Consider the following 12,510-nt stretch of genomic DNA (forward strand, 5'->3'; position numbering starts at 1 on the left):
AAAGACAGGGTGTTGGGCTGAGATGAGTACCCAAACCCCCGACATCGCCATCATCGGCGGCGGCCCGGTCGGCAGCCTGGCGGCCGCGACGCTCTCCCGGGCCGGCTACTCCGTGGCGCTGTTCGAGCGGGGCGCTGCGCCGAAGCCGGACACCATGCGCCCCGACACCCGCGGCTACGCCCTGGCCGCCGGCTCCGTCCAGCTGCTGGACGATCTCGGCTACTGGTCGTCCGTGGCCGAACAGGCCACCCCCATCCGTTCCATCGTGGTCAGCCGCCGCGGCGGGCTGGGGCGGGTCCACCTGAACGCGCGCGACCACGGCCGCGCCGCGCTCGGGCAGGTCGTCCCGGCCGCCGCCCTGGATCCAATGCTGAGCGAGGCCTGCCGCGCGGCCGGTGTGGACCTGCACTACGACTCGACCCTGGCCGGCCTCGATCCGGCCGAGGGCGACCGGCGGACGCTGCACATCCAGGGAGCAAAGGGCGAGGCGGCCTGGTCCGCCCGTCTTATCCTCGCGGCGGACGGCGTGAGCTCCCCGACCCGCAAGGCCCTGGGTCTGCCGGTGCAGCGTCTGCGCTACGACGCCGATGCCCTGGTCTTCGACGTACGCCCGGATCGCCCGCACAACGGCCAGGCCTTCGAGCGCTTCACCGACGAGGGACCACTGGCCCTGCTGCCGCAGGCCGATGGCCGCATGAATGTCGTCTGGGTGGCGCCGCCGCAGACCTGCGAACAGCGCCTGGAGAGGAACGAGGCCGAGCGCCTGCGCGAGCTACAGGCCCGCTTCGGCTGGACCCTCGGGCGTCTGCGTCCGGCGGGGCCGGTCGTGCGTTTCCCGCTGGAGCGCGTCCACGCCCCGGAGCCGGTCGCCGAGCGTGCGCTGCTGCTGGGCAATGCCGCGCATTCCGTGCACCCGGTGGCGGGGCAGGGGCTCAACCTGTCGCTGCGCGACGTGGCGGGCCTGCTCGGTGCGCTACGCACGGGCCGACAAGCCGATGGCACGCCCGCGTTTGCCGCCGACCCGGGTGCGGCGGCCGTGCTGGAGGCCTATGCGAAAGATCGGCGACAGGATGTGGGCAGCGTGGTTGCGGCCACCGATTTCCTTGCCCGGGGCCTGTTGCATGCCGCCGGGCTGCGCGGCCACGGGCTGGGGGCCGGCATGATGGCGGTCGATCGCCTGCGCCCGGCGCGCGATGCGCTGGCCCGCTCCGCAATGGGGCTGGGACCGCTGCCGCGTCATACGCTCGCCCATCTACCCGCACCCGGGCAAAGCACGCCATGACGAAAGACGCCCACAACGAAACGCTGGACGTACTGGTCGTAGGCGCGGGCGCCGTCGGCGGGGCGATCGCCCTGGGCGCCGCACGGCAGGGCCTGCGGGTCGGCGTGCTGGAACGCAATGCCGCGCCCCAGTTCGATCCGGAGACGACGCCGGTCACGCGGGTTGCCACACTCAACTCCGCCTCCATGGCCTTTCTCCACGAGCTGGGCGTACGCGAGGCGCTGGAGCAGCGCCGCGCCCATGCGTTCTCCGGTATGTACGTCTGGGATGCGAACGGCCCCGGCCATATCCGCTTCGAGGCCGATGCGCTGGGCGTACCCGCGCTCGGCTGGACGGTCGAGCTCGCCGCACTCGAGTCGGTGCTCTGGGGCGAACTCGAGGCCGCGGGCGTCGCCCTGTATCCGCAGACCGAATGGAAAACCCTCGATCGCCGCCCGGACCGGGTCGATGTGTACGGCGACCACCGACGGCCGATCGCCTCGGCCCGCCTGTTGGTCGCGGCCGACGGCGCGCGTTCCCGTGTCCGCGACTACGTCGGTATCCCGTTTACCGGGCACGACTACGACGCGAGCGGCATCGTCGCGACCATCACCACCGAGCACCCGCACCAGGACACGGCCTGGCAGCGCTTCGTCGAGGACCGCATTATCGCGCTCCTGCCGCTGGCGGACGGGCGCTGCTCCATCGTCTGGTCGCAGCCCGAATGGCCGGCCGCCGAAGACACCCTGGCCCTGGACGACGCGGCCTTTTGTGCGGCGCTGGAACAGGAGACCGATGGATGCCTGGGCGCGATTACCGCCACGTCCCCACGCGCCAGCTTCCCGCTCACCGCGCGCCACGCAAAGACCTACCACTCGGGCCGCGTGGTACTGGCCGGCGACGCCGCCCACACCATCCACCCGCTGGCGGGGCAGGGCCTGAACCTGGGCCTGGCCGACGCCCGCACTATGGTCGACGGGCTGCGCGGCCCCGCCCGCCACGACCCGGGCGCGGAGACCGTCCTGCGCGCCTACACCCGCGCCCGCCGCCCGGAAAACGCCCTCATGCAACGCGCGATGGACGGCTTGAAGCTCCTGTTCGGCACCCAGGCCGCCGGGCTTCCCGAACTGCGCGGCCTCGGCCTGCGCCTGGTCGACCAGACCGCCCCCGTCAAGCGCCGCCTAGCCCTGCGCGCCTTCGGCCTCGATTAGCCACACACCCCTGGCCCGACCCCTGTAGGAGGCCAGCCCTCTGGCCGATTGGGGGTCCGGCCAATGCCCAATCGGCCAGAGGGCTGGCCTCCTACGCCTCCGGTCACCCCCTCTGCATCCGCCTCGCTTCCGGACCGCTGCAACTGTCGGCTTTCCGCAACAAAAGCACCGACCTGGCCGTCCACCTTTCCTTTGTTGCACATCTGCAACGCTGTCTTGACTGCCGTATCTCATCCCCGAACCCGCCTGATCGCGTACGTTTCTACAACATAAGATCTAGCTTATATGGGGTACGGGTCACACTGGAGTGGTCGCCGCGAGGGTTCTCGTTCCCTCGTCTATTCAGGGGGTTGCGGCACCATGTTGCCCCGTCTTGCGCGCGTCTCCATGGCCTTTTTCGGGTTGCTGCGGGGCAAACTTCCAACGGCGTCGACATTTTTTCGCCACAAGGGGTTGAAATGCGACACCGTGGTGTATATAAAACACCTGTCATTCGCGGGATACGCCCAGCGAATGCAGGCGTAGAAACACACCAATTCTCCTGGGAGATACGCAACATGAAAAAACAGATTCTCGCAGTCGCCGTTGCCGGCGCCTTCGCGGTCCCGGCCTTCGCCGCCGCGGACTCCAACGTCACCCTGTTCGGCCAGCTGCAGACGCAGATCGTCCACCACAGCGGTGGCGACCTCGATTCCGGCTTCCGTATGCACGACGGTGGCTTTGTCGGTGGTTCGCCGGAAGGTCGTCTGTTTGGCGCCAATCCGAACCGCATCGGTGTGATGGCTAGCCATGACCTGGGCAACGGCATGAAGGCCTTCCTCAAGGTCGAGCAGGACGTCGACACCCGCCAAGGCATGAACCGTGGCGCCCGTGACCAGTTCGTCGGCCTCGAAGGCGACTTCGGCCGCATCCAGGCTGGCCGCATGGCTTCTCCGTACGTGACCGCCGGCAAGGACCCGCTGAACGCGACCTTCATGCAGGCCCGTACCAACGGTGGCCGCCTGAACCCGCAGACCTTTGGTGGCCTGGGTGAAGGTTCCTACCTGAATGAAGGGATCGCGTACAGCAACAGCTTCGGCATTGTCAGCCTCAATGTTGGCGCGTTTGTCGACAACACCGACGACAGCAACAGTGCTCTGGCCGGTCGCCTGAACTTCGACCTGGATCCGGTTGAACTTTACATCGCCCATAACCACGCGAATGACTACCGTGCGTCTCTCGGTGGTGATTTCCGTGCCACCAAGGTCGGTGTGGACTGGAGCACCGGTCCGTTCCGTCTGGTTGGCGAAGTGACCGACTTCAAGGCAGACGACGCCGCTGGCAACAACTGGCTTGATGGAAACACCTACTTCCTGTCGGGTACCTACACGATGGGCCGTAACGACTTCGTGCTGAACCTGGGTCATACCCGTAACAGCAACGATGTGGGCGGTGACGGCAACATTGACTACGCCGCGATCGCTGTCAAGCACAACTTCAGCAACCGTGTGATGGGCTTCGCTGGCGTGTCGTACTCCGACTATGACAACGATAGCCCGGCTATGACCCGTAGCATCGACGGCGGTGTGTTCACCGGTGATGCCGGTAGCTCCACCTCCTTCACCGGCGTGGGTGCTGGTCTTCGGGTGTCCTTCTAAGCCCGAGCACTGCTTACAAGCGGTATAACAACAAGCATCAAGCTTGTTTTACGGGGCCCCCAGGGGCCCCGTTTTTTATGCACGACCTTCGGCCCCGTTTGGGGCTTTTTTGTGTCTGGCGTTCTCGGGTGTTGTACGGGTCCCCAGTCAACATTGGCATTCCCGCTCAACGCATCGGGTCCCTGTCATCGCTGCGGGGACGGTCGCTCTTCGTCATCCCGGCCCCAGCGAAGCGGAGAGCCGGGATCCCCGGCATCGCGACTGGCAAACGGTGAGTTTACTCGCTAGTGGAGAGATCCCGGATAACCGCTGCGCGGTTTCCGGTATGGCGGTCAGTGGGCGTTGGGGGCAGCGTGCGGGACCCGTGCGCCATCGAAGGCTCGGCGTCCCTTGGGGGGTGCTCAGTCGACAGGGTCGACTCGTATCTGAAGGGACAGGGCGTCGCGTTCGCGGGTGGTGCGACGGGAGGCAATGCCGCGTTCCTCGAGGTCGATGGTGCGGCCGACCCCGGCGAGGTCGTGCCATGTGCCGGGCTCGATGGTGATGGAGGACTCGACGAACTGGCGTTCCACGCGGCCCAGGGTGGCGGCGGGCGGTTGTTCGTGGAGCTGATAGATATCCACGCGGATGCGACCGTCCGGCTGGGCTTGGGGCTGCACGCGGAATCCGCGGCCGGTGTCGCGGAAAACCGGTTCCATGCCGAAGCCGGCGCGACCGGCGAATACGCGGAAGCCGTGGGCCTCGGTCTCGCCGACCAGGATCACGGCCTCGGTGCCTTCGCGCAGGCGGATCTGCTGGGTCTGGTCGTCGCGGGGGGCGGTGGTCCAGCGCCGGGCGGTACCGCGGGCCTGGGTCCCGTCCGGGCCGGATTCGATGTCGATCCCTGCTTCGGTTTCCTGGCGCGGGCGCTCGCTGCTTCGGCGTACCGACAGGACAAGATCCTGGGTGCTGTGGTCGAGCTCGGCCACGACTTCTCGGATCTGTTCGAGGGTCCGCGCGTCGGCGCGTACCAGGAGGCGGAAGCCATCGGCGCGCAGCGTGGCTGCATTCCCGAACAGGCCCTGTAGCTCGGGCAGGATTTCGGCGGCCGGTCTGTTCTGCAGGGGGAGCACAGCCACATCGGCCTGCGGGTCACGGGCCAGGGCGGGTGCCGAGGCTCCGGCCAGCAGCAGGCTCCCCGCCAGAATGCGCAGGGTGTGGCGTCTAGACCATGAGCCGGCGCAGTACGATCGCTTCATCGCTTAGACTCCAGTTCGCCTCGAAATCCAGGGCGGCTCGTTGGGTGCCCGCGCGATCATCGACGTCCCCGCGAAGGATCCGTTGCCCGCCGGCCTGAGTCAGCTGCATCCAGCCGCTGTGATCCGCGATCGCGGTCAGCGTGAGGGGGCTCTCCTCGGCGGCATCCAGCCGTCGCACGGTCACGGCGGTGGGCAGGCGCTTGATGCTCTCCACCAGTCCCGGGATGCGCTCGCGCAGCGCCAGATCGTCATCGACCAGGATGCGGATATCGGTGTGGCGGTGGCGCTGGGCGATGTTGGCCAGGTGCGAGCCCAGCTCCAACGCGCGGAACTCCGCCAGCAGCTCCACGCGCGCATGGAGCCAGAAGCGCCGCCGGGTCTGGTCGAGCAGTTCCCCCAGCAGGGCAGCCGCATCTTCTATTACGGGATCGGTGGTCGGTTCGGCCATGCAGTCGCCTCCGGGCAGGGTCTCTACTCAGCATAGGCAACTAGTGCCCTTCACGCATCTAGCCCGGGGTGCATGTCGAGAAACGAGCGACCATCGCGGCACGATTGGAGACACGATGCGGTATTTCCCCTGGCCATTGCATGCCGAGGGGGCGCTTGTTCATTCAAGGGCTCGCGTTGGGGTGCAGGGCAAGGCGGCTTGCCTGACGGACGCACTGACCAGGCGGGCTTGAAAGCCCGCCTGTTAACCGGCCCGGGCCTGGGCCAGGGGCTGGCGGATGCGGCGGAGCATGCGACGGTGGGGGATGCCGGCGTCCTCGAAGGTGTCGGAGATGATGAAGAAATCGTGCTGGGCGTAGAAGCCCAGGCGGGTGTTCTGGGCGTTCAGCCAGACCTCGCGCCAGCCATGGCGGATGGCCGCCTCGACGGCGTAGTCGAGTAGGCGCGAGCCGATCCCGTGGCCGCGCCAGGGCTCGCGTACGGCCATGCGCCCGATCTGGCCGGAGGGCAGCATGCGGAGGGTGCCGATCGGTTCGCCACCGGGGCCGATGGCCAGCCAGTGCAATGCGGTTGCATCCAGTCCGTCGAACTCCAGGGCCTTTGGGACACCTTGTTCCTCGATAAAGACCTCGCGACGTACTGCGGAGATCGCTTCGGCGTCTGCGGGCCAGCTGGCCTCCCGGAACTGAATGCGATGTTGCATGGTGACCTCCCCAACCATTCGGGATTGTTGTTGAGCAAGCGCCGGTTTGCGCGAAGCCGGAAATTCGGATTCTAGTTCACGACTCTGGAACCGTCCTGTGAATTGCGTCCCAAGAAACTGGTGATTGAGTACCAAATTTCGCTCATCGGTGGGGAAAGATCGAACGATGATTGGACGATTAGCCGTTCAAGTGGGGCGCGATGTTCAGTGGTCGTGATGCCACAGAACGACCTGCATGAGGTCGACCCGCTGCTGCTCGAAGCCCACCTCGCAGTAGGCAAGGTAGTAGCGCCACATGCGCAGGAACTCGGGGGTGTATCCCAGTGCCTCGATGACCGGTTCTGCCTGGCGCACTTCGCGATCCCAGCGGCGCAGGGTCTCGGCATAGTCCAGGCCGAAGAACCGCTGATCGCCGATCGCGAGGCCCGCTCTGCGCGCCGCCTCGTTGAAGCGGGGGACCGAGGGCAGCATGCCGCCCGGGAAGACATAGAGCTGGATGAAATCCGCATTGTTGCGGTAGTAGTCGAACGCGGCCTCGTCGATGGTGATGACCTGCATTGCGGCGCGCCCGCCGGGGCGCAGGCAGGCGCGAACGGTCTCGAAGAAGCTGGGCCACCACTGCTGCCCGACGGCTTCGAACATCTCGATCGACACGACGTGGTCGAACTGGCCGCGCAGATCGCGATAGTCCTGCAGGCGCAGCTCGACACGGTCGGCGAGGCCGGCGCGCTCGATCCGCTCGCGGGCATAGTCGAGCTGCTCCTGCGACAGGGTGATGGCCGTGACCCGGTGACCGCGGCGCGCGGCCAGCTCGGCGAAGCCGCCCCAGCCGCAGCCGATTTCGAGGATGTGCGTGCCCGGGGCCGCGTCGAGTTGCTGCAGCAGCCGCTCGTACTTGCGCTGCTGGGCGCTCTCCAGCGCCTCGTCGCCACGACTGAACAGGGCGGCGGAGTAGCTCATGCCCGGATCCAGCCAGAGCCGGTAGAAGTCGTTGCCGAGATCGTAGTGGAAGCGGATGTTGGCACGACTGCCGCGGCGACTGTTGCGGTGCCACCAGTGGCGCAGGGCGTCGAACTGGCGCTGGATGACGGGGCGGGCCGCGAGATCGGCCAGTGCGGCCTCGTTGTCGGTGGCCAGGTGCAGCAGGCCCTTCAGGTCCGGCGTGCCCCAGTCGCCGGCGATGTAGCCCTCGGCAAAGCCGAGATCCCCGTGGCGCAGGATGCGCAGCAGCGCTCGCCAGGGCCGCTTGAGGTGCCAGATGGACTCGCGGCCGGGGCGCGCGCCCCGCACGACCTCCCGTTCCCCGCGAGGGCCGACCAGCGTCAGTTGTCCCTGTTCGAGACCGCGCAGGGTCCGGGCGATCAGCTGCAGGGCCCAGTGCCGGCGGGTGGCGAACTCGGTGGTCGCGCTTCCTTGTTCGACGGACATCAGTGTATCTCCTGTTGCGGCGGCGCGGGGCGCGCGTGATAGCGCCCGCCACGCAGCCAGATCTTGAGCGCCTGCCAGTGGATCAGCGGCAGGACCTTGAGGGTCATCCAGGGCTGGTGAAGCAACGCGGCCAGCAGCGTTCGGTCGCTGAAGGTACGCAGGCGGCCGTGCTGGGTCGCGACCAGGAACGGTGAACCCGCCCGGGTCTCGCGGATTGCCAGCCGCACCCTGGCGCCGCGTTCGAGCCGCGCGGGCGAGATGGCGAAGGCGTAGCGCGCATCCATGTCGATGAACGGGGACACGTGAAAGGCCTTGTCCTTCTCCTGGCGTACCGGCGTGGTCATGGCGCGACCGTCTTCGTGCAGCAGGTAGTGGTGGTGCTCGCCGAAGGTGTTGCGGACTTCCAGCAGTACGCCGCGCAACCCGCCATCCGCGTGATAGGCGAACCAGACGCTGAGCGGATTGAACGCGTGTCCGAATACGCGCGGCATCGCGAGCAGGTGGATCGCGCCGCCCGCGAGCTCGATGCCGTGCTCGGCGAGAGAGGACTCGATCCAGGGCCGCCAGGGGCGTCCATCGCGGGGACCATGGTCGCGGGTATGCAGGCTGAACAGGTTGAAACGGTCCAGCGAGAAAAGCCGGCAGCGCGCCGCGGTGGCGTCCAGCCGATCGATGTCGAACAGCGCGGCGGTGACCGGATAGCGAAAGCGGTACGCCGGCGGCGCGATGCGCTGATGCATGACCGATGTGTAGACCAGGGCCGCATCCATGCCGATGCCTCAGATATCCTCGGGTCGTGCGGCGGGTGCCGCGGCCGGCGTTGCCCCGCCCCCGTTGATCGGCTTCGGGCCTTCGGGCATCGCAGCGGGTCTAGCGGTGGCCGGTCCCGCAGGCGTGGAATGCCATGGCGGTGCGATGCCCATCGCCTCGCCGATGGCGACGGCGGAGCGCAGGCCGTCCTCGTGGAAACCGTCGCCCATCCAGGCCCCGGCGAAATAGAGCCCGTCCTGTCCCTGGCGAGCCATCAGACGCTGGCGGGCGGTCTCGGCGGGGGCATCCATCACCGGGTGTTCCCACAGGTGCTCGCCGAGCACCGTGGTGGGGTGGGGTTCGCGCCAGGGGTTCAGGCTGATCACGTAGTCGCGGCGGCGTTGCAGGTCATGCAGGCGGTTCATCCAGTAGGAAACCGAGACCCGTTCGCCGGGCTGTGTGGTGCGCCCGCTCAGGTAGTTCCAGGAGGACCAGACCCGGCGCGAGCGGGGCATCAGGGTCGGGTCGGTATGGACGACCGCGCGGTTCTCCTGGAAGCGGCAGTCGGCCAGCAGGCGGTCGAGCGAGGGCATGGCCCGCCCCAGGAGGCGGCGGGCGTCGTTGGCATGACAGGCAAAGACGACCTGATCGAATCCCTCGGAGCGTTCCGCGGTCAGCACGCGCCACTGTCCGTCTTCGGGAATCACGGCGCGGACGGCCTCGTGGACCACGCTTCGTGGTTCGAGCCGCGCCGCCAGGCGTTGCACGTATTCGCGGCTGCCCCCGCGCACGGTGCGCCACTGCGGGCGGTTGCGCAGGTCCAGCAGCCCGTGGTTGCGAAAGAAACGCAGGAAGCTTGCGGCCGGGAATTCGCGGATGGATTCCGGCGGCGCGGACCAGATCGCGGCGGCCATCGGCAGCAGGTAGTCCTCGATGAAGCCCCGGCCGAAACGGTGCCGCGAAAGGAAGCGATTCAGGGTGCCTGGCGGCACCTCGCCGCGCTCGAACAGCCGGTGGCCCAGGCGGTTGAAGCGGAGGATGTCGGCTCCCATGCGCAGAAAACGGGGGCTGAGCAGGTTGCGCCGCTGGGCGAACAGGGTGTTCAGGTCGCTGCCGGCGTACTCCACACCATGGGGCTGGCGGGAACAGGAGAACGACATGTCAGTGGGCTGGGTTGGCACGTCCAGGTCGCTGAACAGCCGGGTCAGCAGCGGATAGTTGCGCTCGTTGTACACCACGAACCCGGTGTCGATCCGGGCAGGGCCTTCCGGATCGGACACCTCGATGGTGTGCGCATGGCCTCCCAGTTCCGGGGCCGCCTCGAACAGGCATACCGGGTGGCGCGACTGCAGGATCCAGCTGCTGGCCAGCCCGGCGATGCCGCCACCGATTACGGCGATGCGAGAGGTGCTCATGGCGGCGACTCCGGTTCGATACAGGGGGTGATGTACAACTTATACAGTACCTGTACAATGCCTGTAAATGGTAGCGGTCCTGATTACGGCGTACGGTGGGGCTCAAGGGCCCCGGACGTGGAGGGTGTGACGATGCGTTCAGGTAGTCGGTTGCTGGGAGTGGTGTTGCTGGTCTGGGCTGGTGTGTGGTCCCACGTGGCGGCGGGCGAGGCTGGGGCGTCATGCCCCGCCAGTCTGGACTTCGAGCTGCGCCCATTGGCGGCCTCGGAGCCGGTGCGCCTTTGCGATCGCCATGCCGGGCAGGTGCTGCTGGTGGTCAATACGGCCAGCCAGTGTGGCTTTACGCCTCAGTACGAGGGTCTGGAGGCGCTGGATGCAGAGCTGCGGGATCGGGGGTTCCACGTGGTCGGTTTCCCCTCCGGTGACTTTGCCGGGCAGGAGTACGAGGACGAGGCGGATATCGCCGAGTTCTGCCGGTCCAATTACGGGATCCAGTTCCCGATGTACGAGAAGGTGCACGCCTCGCGGCGTCACGCGGTGCCCGGCACGCTTTATCACTACCTGGGGACGGCCGCCGGCGAGTTTCCGTCCTGGAATTTTCACAAGTACCTGATCGGGCGCGACGGCGAGGTGCTGGCCTCGTTCGGCACGCGCGTGACACCCGAGGACCGGCGCCTGCGCGCCGCGATTGAGGCGGCGCTATGAACGACACCGCACAGGGCATGAGCAGCTGGCCCAGGGAGTTACGCGAGGCACTGGAGGGGCACGAGGTCGTGGCGATCACCTCCGCGTTGTCCGACGTGCGCGAGGCCGAGGCCCTGCTGGATGCGATGCTGCCCGGTCAATGGGTGCGTCTGGAGTGGGGGATGGGATCCGCGCACAACCGCGAGCAGTTCCACGTCCTGCAGCAGGCGACAGGGGCCGATGTGCTGCCGTTTTTCGTGGCGCGGGACGGGCCGGTCGGAGGGCTCCCCGAGTTGCGCGAGTATCTGGGCGCGCGGGCGGTCGCGGCCGGCGCCAGCCGGGGGCGTCACGGCGTGGCCGAAGAGGTACCGTCATCGCAGCAGGCCGCGGAAGGTTCGGCGCCGGTGCTCCAGGTGCTTGGATACGGTGGTCTGATCCCCTTTGTGGCGCTGGGCTTCGGCGCCTGGATGGCCCAGCCGGAATGGCAGGTTTTCGCGCTGGAGGCCCTGGCGTTTTATGGTGCGGTGATCCTGTCGTTCCTGGGGGCCATCCACTGGGGGCTTTATCTGGCGGATCGCGGCCACCGGGTGGGGCCCCTGTCGGCACCCGTGTGGGCGGTGGTACCGGCGATCCTTGCCTGGCTGGCGTTGCTGCAGCCCCTGCCCGAGGCGCTGATGACCCTGGCCGCCCTGTTTCTGGGCGTGCTCTGGGTGGATCGCCTGAGCCTGCGCGGCAGGTGTCTGCCGCGCGGCTATATGGGTCTGCGCATGGCGCTGACAGCGGTGGCCATCGTGTCGCTGGCCTCCGGACTGGCCGTTATTATGGCGGGCTGACACGCCTGCGCCCCCAACGAACGCCGAAGATGGCACACAACAAGGACCTATCCATGCAAGCAGATCCCCGAACCGTGGATGAGCCCGAGGCCAGCAGTGCCGACGGGCGTCCGCTGCCGGCCCCCGAAGCGCTGGCCCGTCATTACCGCGAGATCCTCGCCGGCCTGAACGAAGACCCGAACCGGGAGGGCCTGCTGGATACGCCGATGCGGGCGGCCAAGGCGATGCAGTACCTGACCCGCGGGTATCACCAGGACCTCGACACCATCGTCAACGGGGCGTTGTTCAGTTCCGACAATGACGAGATGGTGCTGCTGCGCGACATCGAGCTGTATTCGCTGTGCGAGCATCATCTGCTGCCGATCATCGGCAAGGTGCATGTCGCCTATCTGCCCAATGGCAAGGTGATCGGGTTGTCCAAGATCGCGCGGATTGTCGATATGTACGCCGCGCGTCTGCAGATCCAGGAAAACCTGACGCGACAGATTGCCGAGGCCCTGATGCAGGTCACCAATGCCAAGGGTGTGGGTGTAGTGGTGGATGCCAAGCACATGTGCATGACCATGCGCGGGGTGGAAAAGCAGCACTCGTCGATGGCGACCTCGGTGATGCTGGGTGCCTTCCGCGAGGATGCGCGCACCCGCCGCGAGTTCCTGAATCTGATCCACAGCTCCCGCGACTGAACCCCGCCGGCTGCATTTGCCCGGAACACGGGCAAAAAAATGGCCCGGTGGGAGTCCGGGCCGAACGTTCAGACAACCGTGTGATGGAGTCTTCTAGTCTGAACGGCGGACCTGCGGCTTCCGTTGCCAGGAACCGCTCTATCCGCTCTTGCCTCCATGGACAGGGGTGTGATGCACAGGTTCCGTTCGGATCCGGGTATCACGTCAACGCGTTCACATT

At 67.2% G+C, this 12,510-nt stretch carries 12 protein-coding genes; 6 read left to right on the plus strand and 6 right to left on the minus strand.

Annotated features, from left to right (window positions below; all coding sequences use genetic code 11):
• Nucleotides 1-22: 22 nt before the first annotated feature.
• The 3 genes from G372_RS0103245 (at nt 23) to G372_RS0103255 (ending at nt 4,109) form a co-directional block, all read left to right on the plus strand.
• Nucleotides 23-1,282, plus strand: coding sequence for an FAD-dependent monooxygenase (locus G372_RS0103245; RefSeq protein ID WP_019624580.1), 1,260 nt, complete (start codon nt 23-25; stop codon nt 1,280-1,282).
• Nucleotides 1,279-2,472, plus strand: coding sequence for an FAD-dependent monooxygenase (locus tag G372_RS0103250; protein ID WP_019624579.1), 1,194 nt, complete (start codon nt 1,279-1,281; stop codon nt 2,470-2,472). Before G372_RS0103245 ends, G372_RS0103250 begins: the two co-directional genes overlap by 4 nt.
• Nucleotides 2,473-3,029: 557 nt before the next feature.
• Nucleotides 3,030-4,109, plus strand: a complete 1,080-nt coding sequence (locus G372_RS0103255; RefSeq protein WP_018863746.1) for a porin — start codon at nt 3,030-3,032, stop codon at nt 4,107-4,109.
• Between the two features lie 401 nt (nt 4,110-4,510).
• On the opposite strand, the gene G372_RS0103260 is transcribed toward G372_RS0103255, so the two are convergent.
• The 6 genes from G372_RS0103260 to G372_RS0103285 form a co-directional block, all read right to left on the minus strand.
• Entirely contained in the window at nt 4,511-5,251 is a 741-nt protein-coding gene (locus tag G372_RS0103260) for a secretin N-terminal domain-containing protein (protein ID WP_026278938.1), read from the minus strand.
• Nucleotides 5,252-5,312: 61 nt separating this feature from the next.
• Nucleotides 5,313-5,795 carry a DUF7931 domain-containing protein gene (locus tag G372_RS0103265; protein WP_019624578.1) on the minus strand — a complete coding sequence of 161 codons (483 nt, stop codon included), beginning with the start codon at nt 5,793-5,795 and terminating at the stop codon, nt 5,313-5,315.
• A 243-nt stretch (nt 5,796-6,038) separates the two neighbouring features.
• On the minus strand, nt 6,039-6,497 hold the full coding sequence (locus G372_RS0103270; RefSeq protein ID WP_018863749.1) for a GNAT family N-acetyltransferase: 459 nt from the start codon (nt 6,495-6,497) through the stop codon (nt 6,039-6,041).
• 204 nt (nt 6,498-6,701) lie between these two features.
• A complete protein-coding gene (locus tag G372_RS0103275) occupies nt 6,702-7,925 on the minus strand; it encodes an SAM-dependent methyltransferase (RefSeq protein WP_019624576.1) in 1,224 nt (407 codons plus the stop codon).
• The gene (locus tag G372_RS0103280; RefSeq protein ID WP_019624575.1) at nt 7,925-8,695 is read right to left on the minus strand and encodes a DUF1365 domain-containing protein; all 771 of its coding nucleotides are present in this window, start codon (nt 8,693-8,695) and stop codon (nt 7,925-7,927) included. Before G372_RS0103280 ends, G372_RS0103275 begins: the two co-directional genes overlap by 1 nt.
• 9 nt (nt 8,696-8,704) lie before the next feature.
• Nucleotides 8,705-10,090 (minus strand): NAD(P)/FAD-dependent oxidoreductase, encoded by a 1,386-nt coding sequence (locus tag G372_RS0103285; RefSeq protein WP_019624574.1) that lies wholly within the window; start codon nt 10,088-10,090, stop codon nt 8,705-8,707.
• A 246-nt stretch (nt 10,091-10,336) separates the two neighbouring features.
• Here G372_RS0103285 and G372_RS0103290 point away from each other — a divergent pair, with 246 nt between their 5' ends.
• Genes G372_RS0103290 through folE form a run of 3 tightly spaced genes read left to right on the plus strand, consistent with a single transcriptional unit; the run spans nt 10,337 to nt 12,290 of the window.
• Nucleotides 10,337-10,795 (plus strand): glutathione peroxidase, encoded by a 459-nt coding sequence (locus G372_RS0103290; protein ID WP_196800085.1) that lies wholly within the window; start codon nt 10,337-10,339, stop codon nt 10,793-10,795.
• On the plus strand, nt 10,792-11,607 hold the full coding sequence (locus G372_RS0103295; RefSeq protein ID WP_019624572.1) for a DUF3429 domain-containing protein: 816 nt from the start codon (nt 10,792-10,794) through the stop codon (nt 11,605-11,607). The genes G372_RS0103290 and G372_RS0103295 overlap by 4 nt, the downstream gene beginning before the upstream one ends.
• Nucleotides 11,608-11,636: 29 nt before the next feature.
• Nucleotides 11,637-12,290 carry a GTP cyclohydrolase I FolE gene (gene folE, locus G372_RS0103300; RefSeq protein ID WP_018863755.1) on the plus strand — a complete coding sequence of 218 codons (654 nt, stop codon included), beginning with the start codon at nt 11,637-11,639 and terminating at the stop codon, nt 12,288-12,290.
• Nucleotides 12,291-12,510: the final 220 nt, after the last annotated feature.

Source organism: Thioalkalivibrio thiocyanoxidans ARh2 (assembly GCF_000385215.1).
Classification (GTDB): domain Bacteria; phylum Pseudomonadota; class Gammaproteobacteria; order Ectothiorhodospirales; family Ectothiorhodospiraceae; genus Thioalkalivibrio; species Thioalkalivibrio thiocyanoxidans.